This window comes from Streptococcus oralis (genome assembly GCF_021497945.1).
Taxonomy (GTDB): domain Bacteria; phylum Bacillota; class Bacilli; order Lactobacillales; family Streptococcaceae; genus Streptococcus; species Streptococcus oralis_BR.
The window spans coordinates 263700-289477 of the sequence record NZ_CP046524.1; the positions used below are offsets into that span (position 1 = coordinate 263700).

21 protein-coding genes, 2 pseudogenes and 1 riboswitch are annotated in these 25778 nt (G+C 39.3%); of the genes and pseudogenes, 18 read left to right on the top strand and 5 right to left on the bottom strand.

What is annotated here, in order from left to right:
* Nucleotides 1-2: 2 nt before the first annotated feature.
* Entirely contained in the window at nucleotides 3-1442 is a 1440-nt protein-coding gene (locus GOM47_RS01435; RefSeq protein ID WP_235080837.1) for a TrkH family potassium uptake protein, read from the bottom strand.
* Between the two features lie 3 nt (nucleotides 1443-1445).
* Nucleotides 1446-2795 (bottom strand): Trk system potassium transporter TrkA, encoded by a 1350-nt coding sequence (gene trkA, locus GOM47_RS01440; protein ID WP_235080838.1) that lies wholly within the window; start codon nucleotides 2793-2795, stop codon nucleotides 1446-1448.
* Between the two features lie 400 nt (nucleotides 2796-3195).
* Between trkA and GOM47_RS01445 the strand changes: the two genes are divergently transcribed.
* The 11 genes from GOM47_RS01445 to rpsI all read left to right on the top strand — a co-directional run bounded on the left by GOM47_RS01445 (nucleotide 3196) and on the right by rpsI (nucleotide 13477).
* Complete coding sequence (locus GOM47_RS01445) at nucleotides 3196-3699, top strand: tRNA (cytidine(34)-2'-O)-methyltransferase (RefSeq protein WP_235080839.1); 504 nt, start codon at nucleotides 3196-3198, stop codon at nucleotides 3697-3699.
* A gap of 40 nt (nucleotides 3700-3739) precedes the next feature.
* Nucleotides 3740-3958: riboswitch (FMN riboswitch) on the top strand.
* Nucleotides 3959-4111: 153 nt separating this feature from the next.
* Nucleotides 4112-4675, top strand: coding sequence for an ECF transporter S component (locus GOM47_RS01450; RefSeq protein ID WP_235080840.1), 564 nt, complete (start codon nucleotides 4112-4114; stop codon nucleotides 4673-4675).
* Nucleotides 4665-5315, top strand: a complete 651-nt coding sequence (locus GOM47_RS01455; RefSeq protein WP_235080841.1) for a phosphatase PAP2 family protein — start codon at nucleotides 4665-4667, stop codon at nucleotides 5313-5315. The genes GOM47_RS01450 and GOM47_RS01455 overlap by 11 nt, the downstream gene beginning before the upstream one ends.
* Nucleotides 5316-5342: 27 nt before the next feature.
* On the top strand, nucleotides 5343-5762 hold the full coding sequence (locus GOM47_RS01460) for a chromosome partitioning protein ParB (protein ID WP_235080842.1): 420 nt from the start codon (nucleotides 5343-5345) through the stop codon (nucleotides 5760-5762).
* A 4-nt stretch (nucleotides 5763-5766) separates the two neighbouring features.
* The gene (locus GOM47_RS01465; RefSeq protein WP_235081266.1) at nucleotides 5767-6216 is read left to right on the top strand and encodes a GNAT family N-acetyltransferase; all 450 of its coding nucleotides are present in this window, start codon (nucleotides 5767-5769) and stop codon (nucleotides 6214-6216) included.
* Nucleotides 6217-6485: 269 nt separating this feature from the next.
* Nucleotides 6486-7532: a phenylalanine--tRNA ligase subunit alpha gene (pheS, locus tag GOM47_RS01470; RefSeq protein ID WP_235080843.1), complete on the top strand. Its 1047-nt coding sequence runs from the start codon at nucleotides 6486-6488 to the stop codon at nucleotides 7530-7532.
* A gap of 131 nt (nucleotides 7533-7663) precedes the next feature.
* Nucleotides 7664-10069 (top strand): phenylalanine--tRNA ligase subunit beta, encoded by a 2406-nt coding sequence (gene pheT, locus GOM47_RS01475; protein ID WP_235080844.1) that lies wholly within the window; start codon nucleotides 7664-7666, stop codon nucleotides 10067-10069.
* Nucleotides 10070-10319: 250 nt separating this feature from the next.
* Entirely contained in the window at nucleotides 10320-11213 is an 894-nt protein-coding gene (locus tag GOM47_RS01480) for an ABC transporter ATP-binding protein (protein ID WP_000895276.1), read from the top strand.
* Complete coding sequence (locus GOM47_RS01485; RefSeq protein ID WP_235080845.1) at nucleotides 11210-12409, top strand: ABC transporter permease; 1200 nt, start codon at nucleotides 11210-11212, stop codon at nucleotides 12407-12409. Before GOM47_RS01480 ends, GOM47_RS01485 begins: the two co-directional genes overlap by 4 nt.
* 210 nt (nucleotides 12410-12619) lie before the next feature.
* On the top strand, nucleotides 12620-13066 hold the full coding sequence (rplM, locus tag GOM47_RS01490; protein WP_002876943.1) for a 50S ribosomal protein L13: 447 nt from the start codon (nucleotides 12620-12622) through the stop codon (nucleotides 13064-13066).
* Nucleotides 13067-13084: 18 nt separating this feature from the next.
* A complete protein-coding gene (gene rpsI / locus GOM47_RS01495) occupies nucleotides 13085-13477 on the top strand; it encodes a 30S ribosomal protein S9 (protein WP_000075969.1) in 393 nt (130 codons plus the stop codon).
* A 391-nt stretch (nucleotides 13478-13868) separates the two neighbouring features.
* Here rpsI and GOM47_RS01500 read toward each other — a convergent pair whose 3' ends face one another.
* A complete protein-coding gene (locus tag GOM47_RS01500) occupies nucleotides 13869-14747 on the bottom strand; it encodes a LysR family transcriptional regulator (protein ID WP_235080846.1) in 879 nt (292 codons plus the stop codon).
* A 112-nt stretch (nucleotides 14748-14859) separates the two neighbouring features.
* A complete protein-coding gene (locus GOM47_RS01505; RefSeq protein WP_235080847.1) occupies nucleotides 14860-15210 on the bottom strand; it encodes a helix-turn-helix domain-containing protein in 351 nt (116 codons plus the stop codon).
* Between the two features lie 359 nt (nucleotides 15211-15569).
* On the opposite strand from GOM47_RS01505, the gene GOM47_RS01510 reads away from it, so the two are divergent.
* Entirely contained in the window at nucleotides 15570-17195 is a 1626-nt protein-coding gene (locus tag GOM47_RS01510) for a malolactic enzyme (RefSeq protein WP_235080848.1), read from the top strand.
* A gap of 83 nt (nucleotides 17196-17278) precedes the next feature.
* Nucleotides 17279-18226 carry an AEC family transporter gene (locus tag GOM47_RS01515; RefSeq protein WP_235080849.1) on the top strand — a complete coding sequence of 316 codons (948 nt, stop codon included), beginning with the start codon at nucleotides 17279-17281 and terminating at the stop codon, nucleotides 18224-18226.
* 431 nt (nucleotides 18227-18657) lie between these two features.
* Here the strand turns inward: GOM47_RS01515 and GOM47_RS01520 are convergent.
* Nucleotides 18658-19926 (bottom strand): annotated as a pseudogene (locus GOM47_RS01520) (ISL3 family transposase).
* A 125-nt stretch (nucleotides 19927-20051) separates the two neighbouring features.
* Here GOM47_RS01520 and GOM47_RS01525 point away from each other — a divergent pair.
* The 5 genes and pseudogenes from GOM47_RS01525 to GOM47_RS01545 all read left to right on the top strand — a co-directional run.
* Nucleotides 20052-20294: pseudogene (locus tag GOM47_RS01525) on the top strand (type ISP restriction/modification enzyme); the annotation flags it as partial.
* 4 nt (nucleotides 20295-20298) lie between these two features.
* Nucleotides 20299-21663 carry an SIR2 family protein gene (locus tag GOM47_RS01530; protein WP_235080850.1) on the top strand — a complete coding sequence of 455 codons (1365 nt, stop codon included), beginning with the start codon at nucleotides 20299-20301 and terminating at the stop codon, nucleotides 21661-21663.
* Complete coding sequence (locus GOM47_RS01535) at nucleotides 21650-23269, top strand: ATP-binding protein (protein WP_235080851.1); 1620 nt, start codon at nucleotides 21650-21652, stop codon at nucleotides 23267-23269. Before GOM47_RS01530 ends, GOM47_RS01535 begins: the two co-directional genes overlap by 14 nt.
* A 278-nt stretch (nucleotides 23270-23547) precedes the next feature.
* A complete protein-coding gene (locus tag GOM47_RS01540) occupies nucleotides 23548-24456 on the top strand; it encodes a hypothetical protein (RefSeq protein ID WP_235080852.1) in 909 nt (302 codons plus the stop codon).
* Between the two features lie 525 nt (nucleotides 24457-24981).
* Nucleotides 24982-25593: a rhomboid family intramembrane serine protease gene (locus GOM47_RS01545; RefSeq protein ID WP_235080853.1), complete on the top strand. Its 612-nt coding sequence runs from the start codon at nucleotides 24982-24984 to the stop codon at nucleotides 25591-25593.
* The last annotated feature ends 185 nt before the right edge of the window (nucleotides 25594-25778 follow it).

A 25778-nucleotide genomic window follows, 5' to 3' on the forward strand; every position in this document is an offset into this window, starting at 1 on the left:
AATTAACGTTTAGACCAAGTGCGTTTCATAAAGAGTAGTAAAATTGGGTAAATCTCTAAGCGACCTGCAATCATTGCAAAGGAGAGGAGGATTTTAGAGATGGGACTAAAGATGGCAAAACTCGAGGTTGTACCTAGAATAGGTCCGATATTGTTAAAACAGCTGAAGACCGCACTGGTCACGACTAGAAAATCATTGCTATCAAGACTGACGATAAAGATGAGAGAGAGTATAATCATCACGTAGATAGCAAAATATTTAAGAATCTTGTGCTGGGTATCCTTATCAATCACAGTTTTATTGACATGCAGAGTCAAGACACGGTGAGGGGATAAAATAGATAAAATCTGATTTTTGGCAATTTTTGTGAGGATGAGTCCACGGATAATTTTGAGACCACCAGCAGTTGAACCAGCTGAGCCACCGATTCCCATGAGGAAGAGGAGGATAAACTGGGAGAAGAGAGGCCAGTTGGTAATATCTCCGTAACCAAATCCAGTTGTCGTGATGATATTGGATACTTGGAAGAGAGCCATCTCAAAACTCTTAGAGACACCTTGGTAAAGGTGGAGGGTATTGAGAGTGATCAAACCTGTAGACACTAGGACAATAATCACATAAGCCCGCAGTTCTTCATCTCCAAAGAAGGCCTTGACCCGACGGAGCATGAGGTAGTAGTAGAGATTAAAGTTAACCCCAAAAACCAGAACTCCGATACTAACTAGATAGGTGATGAGTGAGCTACCGTAGTGGGCAATTCCGTCGTTATAGACGGTGAAGCCTCCTGTTCCCGCTGTTCCCATAGCGATGACAAAGCTATCAAACAAGGGCATACCTGCTAGATAGTAGATGACAACAAAGAGGGAGAATAGCCCTAGGTAAAGTAGATAGAGGATCTGGGCAGTGTTTTTTAGCTTGGATACGACCTTGCCAAAGACAGGTCCAGGGACCTCAGCCTTCATCACTTCCAAGTGGCTATTCTTGGCATTGTCCATAATGGCAAGTGCAAAGACGAGTACCCCCATTCCTCCGATCAAGTGGGTGAAACTTCGCCAGAAGAGGAGGGAACGACTGAGAACGGAAACATCTGTTAGGATAGTAGCACCAGTCGTTGTAAAACCAGAGCTAATCTCGAAAAATGCATCGATGATGCTGGGAATTTGTCCTGAAAAGACAAAGGGTAAGCCACCAAAGAAAGACCAGAGAATCCAACAGAGGGCAACGATTAAGACACCCTCCTTGGCATAAATCCGTTGATTTTTAGGTTTCCGTAAAACGCCAAAACAACCAAGAAGGACTAATATTCCAATCGTAGAAAAAAGAGCTATAAATACTTGGCTGGATTCTTGGTAATAGGTCGCTACACCAACAGGTACTAGAAGGAGAGCTGCCTCAATCAAGAGAAGTTTTGAGAGGAGGTAACGAATCATACTTTTATTCATTTTTTACCTCTCAATCAAATCATAAATTTTGGTGATGTTCGGCAATAAGGTCGTCACGAGCAACTTGTCTCCTACCTCAAGCATATCCTCTCCAGTAGGGAAGATTGTTTTTCCTTTTCGGATAATAGCTGCGATGAGAACCCCTTTTTTCAATTTCAACTGTGATAGAGGTTTGGCAGTCATTTTATTAGCTTCCTTGATATGGAATTGTAGGGTTTCAATTTGACCATTTGCAAGATGGTGCATGGCTTGAAGGTCTGAGTATTGGGCGTTTACCCGACCACGGATAAAGTGCATAATGGTATCCACTGCGATGATTTTCGGCGTGATGATACTTGAAAAATCAGGCGCATGGATAATTTCTAGGAGGCTGGTCCGGTTGACCTTGGTGATATTTTTCTGAACACCAACACGGTCAAGAAACATAGAGGTGATGATGTTTTCCTCATCAACCCCGGTTAAGGTTGTGACTGCATCATAGTGGGGAGCACTTTCTTCCAGCAAAATGTCTTTTGCAGTTCCATCTCCTTGGACAATATAGAGATTTGGGAATTTTTCACTAAAGAAACGAGCTCTTTCAGGATTAATTTCGATGACCTTGGTGTCAATACGGCTGTCTTTCAAGATGCCAACAAGATAGTAGGCAATTTTTCCAGCTCCAACGATAAGCAAACTTTTCACTGCACGCGATTTGAAATAGTTGTGGAAAAGCATCATATCCACACGATTTCCCGTAACAAAAATCCGATCCTTGTCCTGGATAGTAACATCACCACTTGGAATCATGAGTTGATGGTCTCTTTCCATAGCGCAGACAATGATGTTGCCAAATTTCTTACGAAAGTCTGAGATTGGCATTTGACAGAGCCCGCTAGAATCTTTGATAACAAACTCCATCAGGCTGACACGACCTCCAGCAAAACGCTCAACTGAGAGGGCATTAGGGAAATCGATGATATTTGAGATGGCACGGGCTGCTAAGAGTTCTGGGTTAACGATAAGTGAGAATCCAAGAATATTTTTCTCTTTGAAATAGGCATTGGAGTATTCAGGATTTCGCACTCGAACGATGGTTTCTTTAGCGCCCATTTTTTTGGCAAGTACCGCTGAAATCATATTCACTTCATCGTATTCAGTTAGAGCGATAAAGATATCACACTCTTGGACGCCGGCTTGCTCCAAGATGGCAAAGTCAGCACCATTTCCAAGGAGGCCCATGATATCAAAGCGACTGACAATATGGTTAAGTACAGCTTCATTTTGCTCGATGAGGACAACGTCATGGTTTTCCGCTACTAGTGAACGACAGAGGGCAAAACCGACTTTCCCTCCACCAACAAGGACAATTTTCATATAAAAAACCTACTTTTTCATGATGTAACTATCATACCCTTTTTTAGCAAAAAATGCACTTGCTAAGGCGATTTTTAGGGGAAGAAAGGCTTTTTTCAAGTTTTTGAAGCTACATTTGCTTAACTTCTATAACGATGTCTCTGATTTGAAGTGATTTTACTCTCTTGCTAAGGCTATTTTGAAAGTGAATGTCTCGGTATGAAAATATAATAAAAAAAGTAAAAAAATCAAGTCGTTTCTATTGACATTGATTCTGAAAGTGTTATACTAAGAAAGTAGTTTCGCTGATTTACTTCAAACCTGTTGTGAGGTAAGTTAACGATGCCTTAACCACGCTGTTTGCTGAGCTTGACTCCGAGCAGTGTGGCTATTTTTTTGCAATGGTGAAAGGAAGAAAGTCGTGACAAATCACATTGTATTATTTGAACCTCAGATCCCACAAAATACAGGCAACATTGCGCGTACTTGCGCTGCGACCAATTCTCCCCTCCACATCATCAAGCCAATGGGCTTTCCCATTGATGATCGCAAGATGAAGCGAGCTGGTTTGGATTACTGGGATAAGCTTGAGATTTATTTTTATGATAACTTGGCAGACTTTATGTCTCAGATGAAAGGGCAACTTTACTTGATTTCCAAATTTGCAGAAAAGGTCTATTCTAAAGCAGATTTGGCAAGTAGTGGGGATCATTATTTTCTCTTTGGGCGTGAAGATAAGGGCTTACCAGAGGATTTTATGCGCGAACATCCCGAAAAGTCTCTCCGTATTCCTATGAATGATGAGCATGTTCGCAGTCTCAATGTTTCCAATACAGTCTGCATGATTGTCTATGAGGCTCTTCGTCAGCAGAACTTTGCAGGTCTTGAGCTTGTTCACACCTATGAAGCAGATAAATTGAAATAATCAAAATGCTTGCACTTGCAAGCGTTTTTTGTTATGATTAGAGGGTCTTCAGGGCTGGGTGTGATTCCCGACCGGCGGTAAATTTGACTAGCTATTTTAGCTTTCTCGTTGTTGTCTTGTCTCGATATACTTTAAGTATTATCTTCGACTGCGACGCCTAGATAAATCTAAAATATCTTAGCCAAATAAGTCCGCGAGCGCAAGCTGATGTGGTGCGATTCCACAACCGACAGTATAGTCTGGATGGGAGAAGACGAAAGAATGGCTTTGTCTGTTCTGATGAGTTTATAGATGAATTGCAACCGCTTGCTCAACAGAGTGAGGGGGAACTTTTGGGATATAAAAAGTGAGAATAGATAGAGGGATCCTTTCCAACTTCTTCTGATTTTATAGAAAATTGGAGGAACCTGTTATGACAAACACACGTCGAATTTCGACCATCGCGATTTTATCAGCCATTTCATTTGTGCTGATGTACTTTGACTTTCCGCTTCTACCAGCGGCGTCCTTCCTCAAGATCGAATTTAGTATCTTGCCAGTCCTTGTGGGTCTGGTGGTCATGGACTTACCTGCTGCTCTAGGAGTTCTCTTGATGCGTTCACTCTTGAAGTTGCTTCTGAATAGCCAAGGAGTGAATACTTACATTGGTTTGCCGATGAATATCGTAGCTTTGGGAGTTTTTGTCATCGTATTTGCTTTGATTTGGAAAAAGGAACGGACAACCCTTCGTTTCCTACTAGGATCTCTAGCTGGAACTATTGGCTTGACCGTGGCAATGTTGGTTCTCAACTATGTCTATGCGGTTCCTTTATACGCGCAGTTTGCTAACTTTGATATTAGAGAAATTATAGGACTTTCTAACTACTTGATGACCATGGTTTTACCTTTTAACCTGATTGAAGGTTTAATCTTTGCCGTTTCATTCTGGTTGTTATACGTCCTCTTGAAACCAACCTTAAAACATTATGAGAGATAAACAAACATTTTTAATGAAGGGCAGTTTTGCCCTTTTACTTTTCGTCCTTCTTGGCTATATGGTTAAGTTCTATCCTGAAACGCTGGTCGAATTTGACCAACCGATTCAGACTGCCCTTCGTGGGGACTTGCCAAATTATTTGACAGTTCTATTCCGTGCACTTACGCATTTGATTGATATTCCAGTGATTATCACCTGGGTTGCCATTGCAGCCTTTATCTTTTATCGTAAGCAGTGGAAGATAGAAAGCTACTTCATGGCGGGCAATCTAGCCTTAGCCGGTCTTTTGATTGTGACCTTTAAAAATATTTACCAGCGCCCACGACCAGCTATCTTACACTTGGTAGAGGAGAAGGGATTTTCCTTCCCAAGCGGGCATTCTCTTGCAGTGACACTGATGGTAGGTACTTTGATTGTCATTCTCAGTCAACGAATTAAAAATCCAGTCTGGAGAAAAATCGTACAAATCGTTCTTGGGTTCTACCTAGTCAGTGTACTGGTGTCAAGGGTCTATCTGGGGGTTCATTATCCATCTGATGTTCTTGCCAGTTTCTGTGTGGGCTTGGGAGTCTTGTTTATCGAATTTCCCTTCTATGACAAGCTTCGCTTCCAATGGCGATTTAAAGGCAAGCAGAAGTGAGTATCGAATTCCCTTGAGGAGAAAGAAATGAAAGTCAACATAAAAGCTCTCCATCCGACTCAACTATACTTATCAGAAAAGAAACTAGAAGGCATCCAGACACTTTATCAATCGGCAGAAATCATCAATGTTGTTCCAATCAGTATTCTTGCGTTCGGAGACTGCTTGTTGATTACAGACGGGCATCACAGGGCTTATCAGGCTTTATTGGCAGGTAGGGATACGATTTCTGCTGAGTGGGATAGAGATGGTGGCGATGAACTGTATTATCTCTATGCGCAAGCTTGCGAGGAAAGAAAGATTTACTCTGTTTTGGATTTAAAAGACCGTATCTTAGCTCAAGATGAGTATGAAGCAAAATGGTATAACTGGTGCGATGGTTTTAATCAAGCAGCAACTCTTTTATTAAAAAGGAAAGCAGATGAAACAGGTCCTACAAATAGGTAGTGTATTGCGTCTTGTTCCTTATTATAAGGTCAATCATTGTGAGGAAGCTTTTGCTTGGTATCAGGATGTGAACTTGGTTTACCTCGTAGATGGTGTGAAGAGTCCTTACAGTCCAGCGACCTTGGAAGCTATGTATTCCTATTTGGATCAGCATGGTGAGCTTTTTTGGATTGAAGTCAAGGAGAAGGGAGAATGGTTTCCAATTGGGGATGTTACTCTATCTCAGGATAATCTTCCCATTGTGATTGGGAATCCCGCTTACCAACATCGAGGACTTGGAAAAAAGGTTCTAAGTACTTTGATTGAATTGGCTCGAGTAAAAGGATGGAAAGAATTGAGAGTCAAGGAAATCTACACCTACAATCATGCTTATAGGAGGTGTTTCAAGTCGCTTGGATTTGTGGAAAATGGAACAACAGAAAAAGGAACGAGTTTTATATTGAAATTAGTCTAATCTAACTTGTTTTTTAACTAAAAATTTGATAAACTATGTAGTAATCGAATAGAAATCCGCAAGACTAGTAACTCAAGGGAAGTATATCAGGGAGGAGGGCCATGACTGTAAGCTCTCTATATGAAAGCTGAGTGAATTCACTTGCGCATGGATTTAGAAATGAAGGTCTGACTTGTCAGATGAAACGGATGGTACCGCGTGTCAACGCTCCGAGTGGAGTTTTTGGCATGTGGTTTTCTTTTTATCTACGAGCGACTGATGGAGGAATTATGTCAACTATTGAAGAACAATTAAAAGCGCTTCGCGAAGAAACGCTGGCTAGCTTGAAGCAGATTACTGCTGAAAATGAAAAAGAGATGCAAGAATTACGTGTCTCTATCCTTGGTAAAAAAGGTTCGCTTACCGAAATTCTTAAAGGGATGAAGGATGTTTCTGCTGAGATGCGCCCAATCATCGGGAAACACGTCAACGAGGCTCGTGATGTCTTGACGGCCGCTTTTGAAGAAACAGCAAAGCTCTTGGAAGAAAAGAAAGTTGAAGCACAACTTGCTAGCGAGAGCATCGATGTGACCCTTCCAGGTCGTCCAGTTGCGACTGGTCACCGTCACGTCCTTACGCAAACCAGTGAAGAAATCGAAGATATTTTCATCGGTATGGGTTATCAAGTCGTGGATGGCTTTGAAGTTGAAAAAGACTACTACAACTTTGAGCGGATGAATCTTCCAAAAGACCATCCAGCTCGCGATATGCAGGACACTTTCTATATCACAGAAGAAATCTTGCTCCGTACTCACACGTCTCCAGTTCAGGCGCGTGCCATGGATGCCCATGATTTTTCAAAAGGTCCTTTGAAGATGATCTCACCAGGACGTGTATTCCGCCGTGACACGGACGATGCGACCCACAGTCACCAATTCCACCAAATCGAAGGCTTGGTTGTTGGGAAAAATATCTCTATGGCTGACCTTCAAGGAACGCTTCAGTTGATTGTCCAAAAAATGTTTGGTGAAGAGCGTCAGATCCGTCTGCGTCCATCTTACTTCCCATTCACAGAGCCATCTGTTGAGGTGGATGTTTCCTGCTTCAAGTGTGGCGGAGAAGGCTGTAACGTATGTAAGAAAACAGGTTGGATCGAAATCATGGGTGCCGGTATGGTTCACCCACGTGTCCTTGAGATGAGTGGTATTGATGCAACGGTTTACTCTGGTTTTGCCTTTGGTCTTGGTCAAGAGCGTGTAGCCATGCTCCGTTACGGAATCAACGATATCCGTGGATTCTACCAAGGAGATGTCCGTTTCTCAGAACAGTTTAAATAAGATTGAAACCTGAAATACAGTTCTATATAGTCGTTCTCGTTTTCTCATAGTTTAGAAATAGAAACGACTGACTCGAAGAAAAAGAAAGGAATTGAAAAGGTCTTACTCGGTGGGATCTTACAATCAGAATTATGCTTGTATCTTATAAATGGTTAAAAGAGTTGGTGGACATTGATGTGCCATCACAAGAGTTGGCTGAAAAAATGTCAACTACAGGGATTGAAGTGGAAGGTGTGGAATCACCTGCTGCTGGTCTCTCAAAAATTGTCGTCGGTGAGGTCTTGTCTTGCGAAGATGTGCCCGAAACACACTTGCATGTTTGCCAAGTCAATGTGGGCGAAGAAGAAGCCCGTCAAATCGTCTGTGGCGCCCCAAATGTGCGCGCAGGCATCAAGGTTATGGTGGCTCTTCCGGGAGCTCGCATTGCGGACAACTACAAGATTAAAAAAGGAAAAATCCGTGGTTTAGAGTCATTAGGGATGATCTGTTCATTAGGTGAATTGGGCATTTCTGACTCAGTTGTTCCAAAAGAATTTGCAGATGGGATCCAAATTTTGCCAGAGGATGCTGTTCCAGGAGAAGAGGTCTTCTCTTACCTAGACTTGGATGATGAAATCATCGAGCTTTCCATCACTCCAAACCGTGCAGACGCTCTTTCGATGCGTGGGGTTGCGCACGAAGTCGCAGCTATCTATGACAAGGCAGTCAACTTTAAAGAATTTGCTCTTTCAGAAACAGACCAAGTTGCAGCGGATGCTCTTTCTGTCAGCATTGACACAGACAAGGCTCCTTACTATGCAGCCCGTATTTTGGATAATGTGACTATCGCACCAAGTCCACAGTGGTTGCAAAACCTTCTTATGAATGAAGGTATCCGTCCTATCAACAACGTAGTCGACGTGACCAACTATATCCTGCTTTACTTTGGTCAACCGATGCATGCCTTTGACTTGGATACCTTTGAAGGGACTGACATCCTTGTGCGTGAAGCGCGTGCCGGTGAAAAATTGGTGACCTTGGACGGTGAAGAACGTGAACTTGCAGAAACTGACCTAGTCATCACTGTCGCAGACAAGCCAGTTGCCCTTGCAGGTGTCATGGGTGGTCAAGCAACCGAAATCTCTGAAAATTCTAGTCGCGTTGTCCTTGAAGCAGCTGTTTTCAATGGCAAATCTATCCGTAAGACCAGCGGTCGCTTGAATCTTCGTTCTGAGTCATCTTCTCGCTTTGAAAAAGGCATCAATGTGGCAACAGTCAATGAAGCCCTTGATGCGGCAGCTAGTATGATTGTAGAACTTGCGGGTGCGACGGTGCGTAAGGGCATCGTATCGGCTGGTGAACTTGATACCTCTGATGTAGAAGTTTCTTCAACCCTTGCAGACGTTAACCGTGTCCTTGGTACAGAGCTTTCATACGCAGATGTAGAAGACGTTTTCCGTCGTCTTGGCTTTGGGCTTTCTGGAAATGCGGAAGCCTTCACTGTCAGCGTCCCACGTCGTCGTTGGGATATCACCATCGAGGCAGACCTCTTTGAAGAAATCGCTCGTATCTACGGTTACGACCGCTTGCCAACTAGCCTTCCAAAAGATGACGGTACAGCCGGTGAATTGACTGCGACACAAAAACTTCGTCGCCAAGTTCGTACTATCGCTGAAGGAGCAGGTTTGACAGAAATCATCACCTACGCTCTGACAACGCCTGAGAAAGCAGTTGAGTTTACGGCTCAACCAAGCAACCTTACAGAACTCATGTGGCCTATGACAGTGGATCGCTCCGTTCTCCGTCAAAATATGATCTCAGGTATCCTTGATACAGTGGCCTACAATGTAGCTCGTAAGAACAAAAACTTGGCTCTTTACGAGATTGGAAAAGTCTTCGAACAAACAGGCAATCCCAAAGAAGACCTACCAAACGAAATCAACAGCTTTGCCTTTGCCTTGACAGGATTGGTCGCAGAAAAAGACTTCCAAACAGCAGCGGTTCCAGTTGATTTCTTCTATGCTAAGGGAATCCTTGAAGCCCTCTTTGCTCGTTTGGGACTAGGAGTAACTTATACAGCAACATCTGAAATCGCTAGCCTCCATCCAGGTCGTACAGCTGTGATTTCACTCGGTGACCAAGTTCTTGGTTTCCTTGGCCAAGTACATCCAGTCACTGCCAAGGCTTACGATATCCCAGAAACTTATGTAGCGGAACTTAACCTTTCAGCTATCGAAGCTGCTCTCCAACCGGCTGCTCCATTTGTGGAAATCACGAAATTCCCAGCAGTCAGCCGTGATATCGCCCTTCTTCTCAAGGCAGAAATTAGCCATCAAGAAGTTGTAGACGCTATCCAAGCTGCAGGTGTGAAACGATTGACAGACATCAAACTCTTTGACGTCTTCTCAGGTGAAAAATTGGGACTTGGCATGAAGTCAATGGCTTATAGCCTAACCTTCCAAAATCCAGAAGATAGCTTGACGGACGAAGAAGTCGCACGCTATATGGAAAAAATCCAAGCTTCTCTCGAAGAAAAAGTCCATGCAGAAGTGCGTTAACTCATCAATCCATCCTTCGGGGTGGATTTTTAGTTTCAAAAGGACAGTTCAGGATCAAAAATGAACAATTGGGGAGTAAAAGCTCTCAGCTATACTTTATTGGGTTATAATTGGTCTATCACTTGGGTACTCAAAACCCTTAGAGAGTTTAGTTTTTAAGGAAGGATGAACAAGATAAAAATGTACATAAATCCTTGTAAAGGCTATCAAAAAGGAGTATAATAAGTGCAACATATTTCGGAGGTGGAAAATGCTAGAAGTAAGAAATCTAGAGAAAAGTTTCGGTTCCAAGCAAGTCTTGTTTGGTGTAGATTTTCAGGCAAGTCCAGGACGGATTCTGGGGCTGGTCGGGAAAAATGGTTCTGGGAAAACAACGATTTTCCACAGTATTTTGAAATTTTTGGACTATCAAGGAGAGATCAGTCTGGATGGACAGGAGATTCGTCAGGAGACTTACGCTCGGATAGGTTATTTGCCTGAAGAACGCAGTCTCATGCCCAAGTTGACAGTCCTTGAGCAAGTTCGTTACTTGGCTACTCTAAAGGGCATGGATGCTAAGGAGGTCAAAGAAAAACTTCCTCAATGGATGGAAAAACTGGAAGTGAAGGGGAAATTGACTGACAAAATCAAGAGCCTCTCAAAAGGAAATCAGCAGAAAATCCAGTTGATTATCACCCTCATCCATGAGCCAGACTTGATTATCCTGGATGAGCCCTTTAGTGGTCTGGATCCAGTCAATACCGAGTTGCTCAAGCAGGTTATCTTAAAAGAAAAAGAGCGTGGGGCGACCATTATCTTTTCTGACCATGTCATGACCAATGTCGAGGAGCTTTGCGATGATATTCTCATGATTCGAGATGGGCGTGTGGTCTTGCATGGACCAGTCCAAGAAGTTCGCAATCAATACGGTAAAACGCGTCTCTTTGTTTCAAGTGAACGAAGCAAGGAAGAACTGGAAAGTCTTCCTCATGTCAAACAGGTGAGCTTGACCAAGCAAGGCAGTTGGAAATTGATTTTAGATGATGAGAGTGCTGGAAGGGAACTCTTCCCAATCCTCACTCAAGGTCAATACATCGCGACCTTTGACCAACAAGCTCCAACAATCGATGAAATCTTTAAACTAGAATCAGGGGTGGAAGTATGAGAAATATGTGGGTAGTTATTAAAGAAACTTATCTGCGACATGTCAAGTCCTGGAGTTTCTTCTTTATGGTGATTTCGCCGTTTCTCTTTTTAGGATTATCTGTAGGAATCGGCTATCTCCAAGGGTCTTCTATGGCCAAGAATAGCAAGGTAGCAGTGGTAACAACTGTTCCAACTGTGGCAGAAGGGCTCAAGGGTACCAATGGCATTAACTTTGACTATCAGGATGAAGCCAGTGCCCAAGCTGCTATCAAGGATGAGAAAATCAAGGGTTATCTAACTATTGATCAAGAGGACAGTGTCCTCAAGGCCGTTTACCATGGTGAAACTTCTCTTGAAACAGGTATCAAGCTAGCAGTAACCAATAAACTCAATGAACTGCAATACCAACTCAATCGTTCGGCAGCCAATTTGTCTCAAGAACAGGAAAAACGCCTGAGTCAAACCGTTGACTTTACTGAGAAGATTGATGAATCCAAAGAAGATAAAAAGATGGTTCAAACCATTGCGGCCGCAGGGCTTGGTTTCTTCCTTTATATGATTTTGATTACTTATGCTAGTGTCACTGCTCAGGAAGTAGCCAGCGAGAAAGGAACCAAAATCATGGAAGTGGTCTTTTCTAGTATCAGAGCTAGTCATTATTTCTACGCTCGCATGCTGGCTCTGCTTCTTGTGATTTTGACTCATATTGGAATTTACGTCGTGGGTGGGCTGGCTGCCATTCTGCTCTTTAAAGATATCCCTATCTTGGCACAATCTGGTATTTTAAACCACTTGGGAGAGGCCTTCTCGCTCAATACCTTATTGTTTGTCTTGGTTAGTCTCTTTATGTACGTTGTTTTAGCAGCCTTCCTAGGATCCATGGTTTCTCGCCCTGAGGATTCAGGAAAGGCCTTGTCGCCATTGATGATCTTGATTATAGCAGGATTTGTGGGTGTGACCTCTCTAGGTGCTGCTGGGGATAATTTAGTTCTGAAAATTGGTTCCTATATCCCTTTCATTTCGACTTTCTTTATGCCATTTAGAGCTATAAATGGGTATGCAAGTGGTCTGGAAGCTTGGACTTCTCTTGCCATAACGGTTGCTTTTGCAGTCACTGCAACAGTCTTTATCGGACGCATGTATGCCAGCCTAGTCCTTCAAACGGATGATTTAGGAATCTGGAAAACTTTTAAACGTGCCTTAGCTTATAAATAGGAGAGCCTCGCAAAAGCGAGGTTTTTCTAGATGTTAAACACTGAAATCAGCAAAAATATTTTTCATATCTATTGACTTTTAGTGGTAAAATTTGGTATGATAGTAGACGGTATTGTTTACCCCATTTGTAAGGCCCCGGAACCTTTCAAATACCCCGCGGACTGGAACATCCGCCCTGTAAACAAAAACGATATTCATATAGGAGAAATCATGAACAAAACTACATTCATGGCTAAACCAGGCCAAGTAGAACGCAAATGGTACGTTGTTGACGCAACTGATGTACCTCTTGGACGCCTTTCAGCAGTTGTTGCTAGCGTACTTCGCGGAAAAAACAAACCAACATTCACACCACACACTGATACAGGTGACTTCGTAATCGTTATCAATGCTGAAAAAGTTAAATTGACTGGTAAAAAAGCAACTGATAAGATCTACTACACTCACTCAAACCACCCAGGTGGATTGAAATCAATCTCTGCTGGTGAACTTCGTTCTAAAAATGCAGTACGTTTGATCGAAAAATCAGTTAAAGGTATGCTTCCACACAATACTCTTGGACGCGCTCAAGGTATGAAGTTGAAAGTATTCGTTGGAGCTGAGCACACTCACGCTGCACAACAACCAGAAGTTCTTGACATTTCAGGACTTATCTAAGGAAAGGAACAATAAAGTATGTCACAAGCACAATATGCAGGTACTGGACGTCGTAAAAACGCTGTTGCACGCGTTCGCCTTGTTCCAGGAACTGGTAAAATCACTGTTAACAAAAAAGATGTTGAAGAGTACATCCCACACGCTGACCTTCGTCTTGTTATCAACCAACCATTCGCAGTTACTTCAACTGTAGGTTCATACGACGTTTTCGTTAACGTTGTAGGTGGTGGATACGCTGGTCAAGCAGGAGCTATCCGTCACGGTATCGCTCGTGCCCTTCTTCAAGTAGACCCAGACTTCCGCGATTCATTGAAACGCGCAGGACTTCTTACTCGTGACTCACGTAAGGTTGAGCGTAAGAAACCAGGTCTTAAGAAAGCCCGTAAAGCTAGCCAGTTCTCAAAACGTTAATTCGTTGCTGGACAGCAGAATACAAACGAAAACACTTTGCATCTTGCAAGGTGTTTTTTCTATGAGAACTGGCGGTGCTCAATTAGGATAGCTCTAGCGACTTTAGTCGCGTAGAGATATGCTATGCACAGTTACCCCAAGAAAACAAGTGAAGCGATGTTTGATTGGAAGGTAACCACTGCACTCAAAATGTTCTTCGAAAGAATTACTGTACACCTTTCGGGTTGTTCTTTTTTATCGACACTTTGTAGATTTATAATTGGGGATCTCGTTGAATGGTATCAGGTAAATGAAAAATTCGGTGATAATATCCTATTTCTTCGTGCTTTAGTCTAATACCTATAATGTAAAAAACTCTAGCTATTAGGTAGTTGATAGTTAGAGTTTTTTTCTATTCATATGATTTAATGAGATTAAATAAGGATTCTACTTCTGATGACAGTGTAGCTGATTTGAGATAAGCGTAATAAACTGTAAATGTTATCTGGTCCTCCGGTATTAGAGGGATTTTTATTAAATCATCATCTTCATCAGAAAGTGCGATATCAGCCAGTAAACTAAGGCCGATACCTTTCTTTAAAAGTTCTTTAAGAATGACAATGTCGTCACTCTTGAAGAATATTTCTGCCCTGTTTTGATACTTCTGATTAAGAAGTTCAAAAGCTTTCAAGTGAACAAAGTGTTCGTCTAAAAGGATAAAGGGTTGATCTACTAAATCTCGAAAAATGAGGGAAGAAGCAGTAGCAAGAGGATGGTTCTTGGATAAAACGACATACAGTTCTTTATGAAATAGTTCATGCGTCTCTATTGAAGGATGATTGAGTGGTTCAATCAAACCGAGTAAGCTTGCATCAAGGTCTCCCTTGAGGAGAAGGTTTAATAACTCCACGGAGCCACCGCGGATGGGACGTATTTTTTTTAAAAAATCAAATTCTTTTTCTTCATTTAGAGAAGCAAAGAGATACTGTATGATAATAGGAGGAAATCCTACAGTAGAGTAATGAGCCAAAGAACGATTTATTTCTTTGCGAGCAGAAATGACCTCAGGTAAGATCAGTTCTGTGTGTTTCAGAAGGATTTCTCCTTGATGAGTCAGTTTGAAGGATCGGTGTGAGGGATCGTGGTGAATCAACTTACAATTAAAGGCCTCCTCTAATCGCTTGATGGCATAAGAAATAGAAGGTTGGCTAACTTTGTGCTGTTTTGCTACGTCTGTATAGGATTGGACTTGGCAGAGATCATAAAAATACTGTAGGTCTTTTAAGTTCATAAAGGCTCACTTTCAACATCTAGGGAAATAACCAGATAAATAATATTTATCCGTATCACTTCGTTTGACTATACGTTTTTTTACCAGTTATAATGTATGTGAGTCAGGGATATCAGAGATTATCTAAGATACTTTCAAAAATGACCAACATCTTTTCTCGTTTATCAATAGGGAGTTGTTTAATCTTCATGTTCAATCTCTTTAGTGAAAGATTTTCAGTCTTATCAGAGGTGGATTCAAGGCTACTAAAATTGAAAAACTCCTCTGGGGTCATCTGTAAGGCATCAATCACTTTTTCTAGACTGTGAATGGTCAGATTCACACTTTGGTTTTCTAGTTGATTGATATACTTAAGACCAAGTCCCGCCTGTTCAGAAAGTTCTTCCTGGCTCATTTTATTCTGTGTTCGAAAATATTTCACTTTTTGGGAAATATATTGTTGTAAATAGTTTTTAGTTGTCATATAAATAGAATACAAGTTTTGTATGACAAAAAAACACCTTAAAAAATACAAAGTACTTTATAGTAAACTTAAAGGATATTTATTTTAATTCGGATTGCCAATTTGTATGATTAGTTTCTTTTACTCGAAACTTTTAGTAAAGAGTGATCATCGAGAGTTTTATGAGTTCAGAACTTTATAAAATATAACAACTTAAAGTGCCATTAACAGTAGTGTTTTAAGTATAAAGAGCTTATTAGAAAATTGTTCTCGTAGACTCATTATAACATATGCGTACACAATAGTATTTTTTAAACAACAAAGTTTTCCAAACAATTCATTTTAAGTGGTATAATATTAGTAAAAAAGGAGGTTGCACTATGACTGCACATGATATTTTAAACAATCCTTTCCTTAATAAGGGAACTGCCTTTACCTTAGAGGAGCGAAAGGAACTAGGCCTTATTGGGTTATTGCCACCTTATGTCCAAACGATTGAAGAACAAGCAGCGCAAACTTATGCACAAATGGAAACAAAAGCCAATGATTTGGAAAAACGTTTGTTCTTAATGGAAATCTTTAATACCAACCGGACTCTTTTCTATTATCTCTTTTCTCAACATTTGGAAGAATTTAATCCAATTGTATATGACCCAACCATTGCAGATACGATTGAAGGCTATAGTGACCTTTTTGTAGATCCACAATATGCGGGATATCTTGATATCAATCATCCTGAAAATATTGAAGCTACTTTGAAAAATGCTGCCGGGGATCGCGAGATTCGACTCATTGTTGTAACAGATGCAGAAGGAATTCTTGGAATTGGAGACTGGGGAACAAATGGTGTCGATATTTCTGTTGGGAAATTGATGGTCTATACGGGTGCTGCTGGAATCGATCCTTCTATGGTCCTTCCTTTAGTCATTGATGCAGGGACTAACCGTGAAGAACTTCGTAACAATCCTAATTACTTAGGAAATCGTCACGAACGGGTCCGCGGAGATCGTTACTACGACTTCATTGACCAATTCGTTCAAGCAGCAGAACGTCTCTTTCCTAAACTCTACCTTCACTGGGAAGACTTCGGTCGCTTGAATGCTGCCAATATTCTTGAAAAATACCGGAAGCAAATTCCAACCTTTAATGATGATATTCAAGGTACAGGAATCGTTACCTTAGGTGGTATCTTTGGTTCATTGGATATTAGTGGTGAAAAATTAACAGATCAAGTTTATCTCTGCTATGGTGGTGGTACTGCGGGTGCAGGAATTGCCTCTCGTGTTCTTCGTGAAATGGTGAGTGAAGGTCTTTCCGAAGAAGAAGCTTATAAACGTTTCTTTATGGTTGATAAACAAGGTCTTCTCTTTGATGACATGGATGACCTAACTCCTGAACAAAAACCGTTTGCTAAGAAACGTGCCGACTTTAGTAACGCAGACAAGTTGACTGACCTGCTTGAAGTAGTGAAGACTGTGAAGCCAACCATTCTTGTAGGAACTTCAACTCAACCTAATACCTTCACTAAAGAAATAGTAGAAGCTATGTGCGAAAATACTGAACGTCCAATGATCTTCCCATTATCAAATCCAACCAAGCTGGCCGAAGCAAGCGCCAAAGATTTGATCGAATGGTCAGATGGCAAAGCTTTTGTCGCAACAGGAATTCCTGCTGATACGGTCTCTTATAAAGGTGTAGACTATGTGATTGGTCAAGCCAATAATGCCTTGATTTACCCGGGTCTTGGTCTAGGTATGTTAGCTTCTGAAGCAAGTCTACTGACAGATGAAATGATTGGAGCAGCGGCTCATTCATTGAGTGGTATTGTCAATTCAGGCCAACCAGGAGCTCCTGTCTTGCCACCATTCAAGTATGTAGCAGATGTTTCTATTAAGGTAGCTGAAGCAGTCGCTAAAAAAGCGCAAGAACAAGGTCTTGCACGTGCTAAAGAAACTGATATGGCTAAAGCAGTTCGTGATTTGAAATGGTATCCAACCTATAAATAAGTAAATGGAAATGGGGTGTACGAGTGCGACTGGATGCTTCGTACGCCCTAAACTATACGCTATGACATATAGAAAGGGAGACTATGGAAATCTTTTTAACTTCAATTCAGAGTATTGTACCTATTATTGTCATTATCATTTTAGGTTACTTCTTACAAGTCCGTGGTTGGTTTCAAGAGAGTTTTGGAAATGATTTATCAAAACTCATTATGAATGTGGCCATGCCAGTGGCAATTTTTACCTCTGTTCTTAAATATTTAACGTTAGATAAATTGATTAGCTTGTCTGGCGGTTTGTTGTATACGTTTATCGCCTTCATTCTTGGTTACCTAATGGCCTTTATAGCTGTGAAACTTTTTAGAGTGCGCCCGGGCCGTCGAGGAACCATGATTAATACTTTCGTGAATGCTAATACCATTTTTATTGGTTTGCCTTTAAACATAGCTCTGTTTGGAGATCAAGCCCTTCCCTACTTCTTGGTGTATTATATTACAAATACGGTATCTACTTGGACATTAGGTGTCTATCTAATGACCTCGGATAGCAAAGAAGGAGCTTCAAAACAAGCTCAAAAATTCAATTGGAAGAAGCTCTTCCCAGCCCCTTTATTGGGATTTCTCGTAGCCCTCGTATTTTTAGTGCTCCGTCTTCCTGTCCCAAGTTTTGCGGAAAGTACCTTGACTTATATTGGTAGTTTAACAACGCCACTATCTCTTGTCTATATCGGTATTGTTCTTGCAAAGGCAGGCTTGAATACGATTGCTTTTGATAAAGATACAATTGTCACTTTGGTTGGACGTTTTATCCTAGCTCCTCTGACCATGCTTCTTGTATTGAAGTTTTTTGCCCCAAATATGACAACAGCAGAATTTAAGACCTTTATGATTCAGTCTGCTACACCAGCTCTAGCAGTTCTTCCAATCCTTGCCAATCAAGGAAAAGGAGATGTTGAGTTTTCAACGAATGTGGTGACTCTAAGTACAGTGCTCTTTATAATTGTTATTCCAATACTCCAAACTTTATTAGGATAATTAGGGTTATGGTCTGAGTGAAGGTTCTGAATTAAGAAATTCCCCTATTTTAAAAATATTGATTCAAATTTTATGAAATCAATCAGTAAATATCGTTCTGAATAGCCTTGATATTACGCTATTTTTAGTCCAAATGAAACTCATACTTTCCAAACCAGGTCTTAAGAAAGCTCGTAAAGCATCACAATTTAGTAAACGTTAATTCGAAAGAATTACTATACTTACAGAGAGCACCTTTCGGGGTGTTCTTTTTTATACTTTCTTACTAAATTGGTGCAATTGACACAGTTGTTGCGACTTTAGTCGCTTACAAATGTGGCTGCAACCTGATAAGGTTAGTTGCCTCAAAACGTTAATCAACACGATTATATCAACGTTTACAGACATTCAAGATTTTGGCTCTTTGTCAACTGTAGTGGGTTTCTGAAAAGTCATACTCTGGAGAGGACCGAATTGGTCCTCTCCTTTTTGATATTCAAAGAGATGAGAATTCTAGTTTTAAAATTGTCAAAGTTCCGAAATCCGAAAGCGTTGCGCTTGATGAGATTATTCGTAGCTTCTAGTTTTGCATTTGAGTAGGGCAGTTCCAGTGCGTTCATGATCTTGTCCTTATCTTTCAAAAAGGTCTTAAAAACAGTTTGAAAGTTAAGCTTCACACATGAAATGGTATCTTCAATGAGTCCAAAGAAATGGTCAGCCCGTTTCTCTTGGAAATGAAAAAGTAAGAGTTGATAAAGCTCATAATGTTCTCGGAGTTTTTGAGAGTACGAGAGAATCTTTTCAAGAATCTCTTTATTAGTTAAGTGCAACCGAAAAGTTGGACGATAAAATCGTTTATGCTTTAGTTTCCGACTATCTTGTTGGAGCAGTTTTCAGTAGCGCTTGAGTGCCTTATATTCGTGTGATGTTCGATTCAACTGATTCATGATTTGGATGCGAAGACGGTTCGTAGCCCGGCTGAGATGTTGTACAATGTGAAAGCGGTCGAGGACAATTTTCGCAGAAGGAAAGAGTTTTCTGGCAATATCGTAGTATGGGCTAAACATGTCCATTGTAATGACTTTGACTTGGTTTCGGACTTTTCTGGAATAGCGCAGGAAGTGATTGCGAATGGTTGCTTGAGTCCGTCCGTCGAGGATTGTGACGATCTTGAGCGAGTCAAAATCCTGAGCAATGAAGCTCATCTTTCCCTTCTTGAAGCCAGCTGAAACAGTCTCTTCCCAGATTGTTTCACTCCCAAGACATGTGAGTTGGAAGATAAATCTGTCTTGAATTTAAACTCTTTCAGTTTATGAATGACGGTGGAAGTAGATACAGATAAACTTTCTGCGATAGCAGTCATAGGGACTTTCTCGATCAATTTTTGGGCTATTTTCTGCTTGACGATGTTTGCGATTTGGTGGTTCTTCTTGACTAAGGAAGTCTCAGATACAGCCATTTCCTCCACAGTCTGTACAGCGAAAACGGCGCTTCTTTAAGCGAATCAATGTCTTGTGACCCACACATTCTAGATAAGGGATTTTAGATTCTTTTTGGAAGTCATATTTAGTCATTTTTCCTTGGCAGTGAGGGCATTTAGGTGCTGGATAATCTAGCTTAGCCATGATTTCCTTGTGTGTTCCAGTATCTAGAACATCCAAAATAGTGATGTTAGGGTCTTTTATTCCCAGTAAGTTTGTGATAAAATTGAGTTGTTCCATAGGAGTCTTTCTAATGATGGTTTGGTCGCTTTTTATTATAGGTCTTATGGGACTTTTTTCTAAAACAAAAGAGACCCCATAATTCCTACAGTGGTTTTACCCACTACAGAAATTATAGAGCCGATATTATTATCAAAAATATCCCTGAGAAGGCTTATGAATATATGGTCAATGGTCGCTCAGCTATTGAGTGGATTATGGACCAGTATCAGGTTAAGACGGATAAGAAATCTGGTATAACCGATGATACGAATGACTACAGTACAGATGAGAAGTATATCTTTAATCTACTGCCGAGCATTATCAATGTGTCAATGCAGACTGTAGATTTGGTTAATAGCTTGCCTAAGTTTGAAGTGGAGGAGTAGTTAAATGTTTTTTTTCTTTTTTGATGATGAGAATAAATCTAACGATAAACAGGTTGAATTGCATTATTTATCTAATTCTATTTCATACGGTGCAGATAAAATTGATGGCAAGGAGTTTTTTGATTCACTTGGTAAGCTCGAAAAGCAAGAATCAAAGGATGACTCTCAAAACGAATTTAAAGAGAGTGATTTTAAGCGCTTGATTAGTGAAAAAGTCCGAAAAACTATTTATGGAGAGAAATATTCAAATATTATTTTTCTTGCTGGGGCTGGAGCATCTGTAGTAGGAGGAAATCCAAATTATGGAAAAACAGTCAAAATGATTGCAGATGATGTATTTGAAAAACTACATGGCATAGACGAGCTCTACACATTAGAAGAATTGGCTGAAATGTGCAGGTACAAAGACGGAAAGATATTAGACTTCACAGAATTTGAATCATCTGAGAGTTCTACATTGGATAATGGTTTTAATTTGGAAGATTTTCTATCCGCATTATTCCATTATCGTCCATATGTGCCAGATGATGATAAAGTGAAGTTTAACGAAACACTTGATAAAATTTTACAACTGATTAAGAAAAACACAAACTACTCGTATAATGGTAAAGTCTTGAAGCATGGAGCATTACTAAAGTTTTTATCTGACCTATCAGGAAAAGATGGAAATAAATTTTCCGTTATCACAACTAATTATGATGTTTTGATTGAAGAAGCTGCATCAGAAAACAATTTTGTAATTTTTGATGGATTCAACTTTACTCCTCTTCCAAAGTTTGATAGCAATATGTTTGAATGGAATCTTGTGAAGGAGATCCAGAATGTCAATACCAGAGAAGTTGAATATAAGGAGAAGACATTTAATCTTGTTAAAATCCATGGTTCACTGACTTGGGAAAAACAGGATAATGGTGATATCGTAAGAAAAAATAAGGACAGTATTACTGAGACAGATAAAATGGTCATGGTTTTTCCAAGTTCAGATAAGTTTGCTCAAAGCTATCAGGAGCCATATTTTGAATTATTCACAAAATTTCAAGAGCTTATAAAGCGTCCCAATACTTTACTGATTTCTTCAGGTTTTAGTTTTGCGGATGATCATATTTCTAAGATGATTACACAGGCATTAAAAAATAACTCTAGTATGAAATTACTGGTAACAGACTTTAATATTGACCCAAACAGGCAGTGGGATGAGACGAATAAACAATATGATGAGATTGTGGAGTCGGATACTAAATATAATAAAAACTGGGGAGAACTTATACATCTGATGAATGAAGGTTATCCAATCTCATTTTTAAAGGCAACTATGAATAGTGACTTGGTTGATTATTTGTCTGGAAGGTATTTGAATGATGAAAATTGATAGTTTTTATGAAATAGCAGATAAAAGTAACTATTATCTTGGTATGATTTCTCAAGTAAATCGTTCATATTCTACTATTCAAATAGAAAATTTGTCGCTATTTTCATATAGAAAATTAAGAACAGATATTCTTGCTCCAAATACAATAAATTTCTATGTTTTGATTGATTCGAGTAACGGCTTATTCTTTGGGGAAATATTTCAGTCTAAAGTTCCAAATTCTGATAGTGTACACGAGATGTTGACGAATGGACAACAAGAAAAAATTTTTCCAGAAATAAGTATTGACGTACTAGGGTATATACCATTGGGGGAAAAGTATTTCAAACTTAATGGGACAAATACCGTTGGTATAACTGATAGGGTATATATTGCAAATGAAAAGGTAGTAGAGTTATTTATTAAATCAATCGAAGTAAGTCCAGACGACGAGAAGCAGCTATCTTCTTTTGCAAGACTCGCATTTAGCTCTCAAGAGTACCCAATAACATTACAACCTAAAACTCTATTTAATAGACATTTAATGACAGTGGGGACTACTAATAGTGGTAAATCCACATCAGCTTTGAGTATTTTAGATAAACTAGCAAATGATGGTATACGGACTTTAATTATAGATCCAACAGGAGAGTATTCCGATTCATTTACTGAGGAAGAAGTGGATAAGTACATACTTGGCGAAAATGCTTTTCTTCCGTTATCTCAAATTTCAATGAATCAGTGGTCAATTCTTTTTGAGACCAACGATGGCACACAACCAGCAGTATTGGCTGAAGCAATACGTTCACTACGATATCAATTCAAGATTGGAAATCAGGACATCTACAAAAAAGTAGGAAAGTCAGTGACAGAAGTTGAGAGTGATTTTTCAGAACTTACTGATGAGGATAGAAATTTTCAACTTGAGCATCTATCAGCTCAGATAGCTGTTGAAACAACTAAGCAAGATAATAGGGGGCATTTTATAGCTGACACTTTCAATTTTAATGTAAATCAGTATCTTATTCAAAAGGTAAATTATAAGTTAGACAACACTTCACTTGTAAATTTTTTCACTTCAACGGGGAATAGTTTAATTGATATTATCAACTCATTTACAGAAGGAGGAACTGGTAAGTCATTGTATATAGATGTTTCTCAAATTGGAACAACTGATGGTATTGGTGGGATGATTGTTGATCTAATTTCAAATTATTTAGTTAATTTGAGTTCAGAATCAATAAAACCGTTTGTAATGTTTGTTGATGAAGTCCATAGATATACAAAGGGACTCAATAATGAAGGTTTCACGTTTTATACTGGACTGAATAGTATTGCACGTGAAGGCAGGAAGAAAGGAATTTTTCTGTTTCTTACTACACAGAATCCAAATGATGTAGATAAGGTGCTCTTAGGTCAGGTTGGGACTTTATTAGTTCATCGCCTTACATCTCCTGATGAACTAAAGGCAATACAGAATCATTTATCTGAAAATCAGATAAATCAAGTGAAGAAATTAAATACAGGTGAAGCTGTTTTAACAAGTATTAATCTCCTGAAAGATCTATACATTAAGGTTGATAAATGTAATCGACTACATTACAATGATACTCCTAGCCTCCTATAAGGTTGATTTAAAAATAAGTTGACAAAATCTTTATTTAAATATAAAATTATATCGGTGTTAGTCCTCGGTTTTTGGCACTGGAAGTGTCTAGAAGGAGGAAGAAATAATGGAAGTTGATTTGACAAAAATTATTCTAGCCCTTATTGGACTAGCATCGGATGTTGTTGCTTCATATAAAGAAATCACTCTTGCACAACTTGCAAATGATTAGGTTTCTATTGAGTAACAGGTAAGCATATGGAACTGTGGTTTCGTATGCTTTTTTAGGAGTGAAAATCATGGCAATTAACCCTTTTGATAATAATGATTATGAGGTATTGATTTCAGACTTAATTGCAGATATATATTATTCTGAAATCAGCATAAGTAGTAGAATTGTATTACAGCGTAAATTGACCGAATTAATTTCCCGGAGATTATTAAATTTAGGTAAAGGTGAGAAAATGGAATTAGGAGACATCACCACTACTGAAAAAAATCAAAAATTTAAAACGACGGAGAGACTTAATTCTGTGAATGGTAAATTGCGTGAAGACTTTGAGGCTACGGTAAATAATTTGAGAGAGATAGGCAATAAGTATTCTCACACACAAAATAATAAAATTTCTAATCTAGAAGAGTGGGTTGAGGCTGAAAATCTGATTTGGGATTTATTCTCCTACTTATTTGTACAATATTTCTTAAAATATAATTTGAGTTTAAAATCTGATAAAAATGTATTATCAATGTTTTCTAAACTTCCCCCAGATATAAGATTTAGAACTTTGCAAAAATTGTTTGAGTTAAAAGGATTTGACAATATTCAGCTAATAGACAAATATTTATTAGCGATGGTTAAAAGCAAAGGGTGGGATGAGGCTTACTTTTGGTTAATTAGTCACAGGGAAGAAATCCAATCAATGAGCTATCCCTCAGAAGACGAGATTATTGAATATGTTGATGATTTTAATGAGGACGAGTTGCCATTACCTTTAAGAAAATTTCAAAATGCATTTGGATTGTTAAGTTCAATATTACGAAATCCTAGGGTGAAATCTGTATCAGGAGGAATTTATAACACATTCGAAGAAGCTGTAAAATATTACAATGAGGAATATCTTGAGACAGCTTTATCGTCTAGTCAAGAGCAGATTGAATTTAGAGAATTGTTATATTTTTGTTTTATAGGAAGAACACAAACAAACTAATACTAGTAAGAGGTGTTTATCTCATTTTCCAAAAAAGATGTCTTTTTCGGAAACATAAAGCAATATAGAAAATTCCATGATTGACTTGTAACTTATTCCAATCTTATGATATAATCTATATGCTTTTGAAGTAAAAACATTGAGGATCCAACATTTTGAAACTAAATGAGATATGGAGCTATGAAACCAGGTCTTAAGAAAGCTCGTAAAGCATCACAATTCTCAAAATGTTAATTCGAGAGAATTACTATACTTACAAAGAGCACCTTTTGGGGTGTTCTTTTTTATATTTCCATACTAAATTGGTGCAATTGACACAGTTGTTGCGACTTTAGTCGAATACAGTCAGTTGCCTCAAAACGTTAATTAACACGATACTATCAACGTTTTGAAACACTTAAGAGTTCACCTCATAGGTGCTTCTCTGTCTAACTTAATTTTATAAATTAGGAAATAAAAAAGTGGTATAATAGTCATAGATGAAGAACTGCAAAAATGAGAAATATGTAGAAGAAAATTATTAACATGAAAAGTATCCTCAAAACCTACCCAGTTGTCAGCACTTTAACTTTCATTTGTTTATTTTTAGGAATTCTCACTTCTATTTATGGGAATGCTATGTACGACCTATTGGCCTTTCATTCAAAACCAGTGTATTATTGGCAGTATATGAGTGGAACCTTGATGCATGGAAGTAAAGGAGCCCCCCTCTGGTTTTTATGGGTACATCTGTTTTTAAATGGGCTCATGATTCTACCTTTTGGCGGACTGCTGGAAAGGAAAAGAGGCTCCAAACATGTCTTGGTTATTTTTGTTACTGCGACAGTCGTCTCTTCTATCGCCTTTCACTTGTTAACACTGGGGCAAAAAATTCAGGCGACTGGGATTTCTGCGGTTGGTTATGCTTTTATAACTGGAGGAGTCATGCTCCTGTCAAATATATGGAAAGAATTTTCATGCACCGTAAAACTGTGTTATCTTTTCTTAATCCTTCTATCTAGCCTGATGCTTTTACCAATGATCACCGGATGGATTTCTACCTTCTTGCATCTTTCGGGGATTGCTAGTTACCTTTTGGTTTTATCCTCAGCCACTGCCTTAAGGAAAATGCTTAAGGCATCCGTTGATTCATCATGATATTAAGATTTACAGACATTCAAGAATTTTCTCTTGGATGTCTTTTTTGTTCAGAATAAATAAGTGTTGCTACTTAAACTTGGTTTTCCCAGTGGACAATCGTCCACTTTTTTTATATAATAAAACTAAACCAAAATGGTTGAGCTTTGAAATAGAGTCAACCTGCAACGAAAGCGTCACACTAG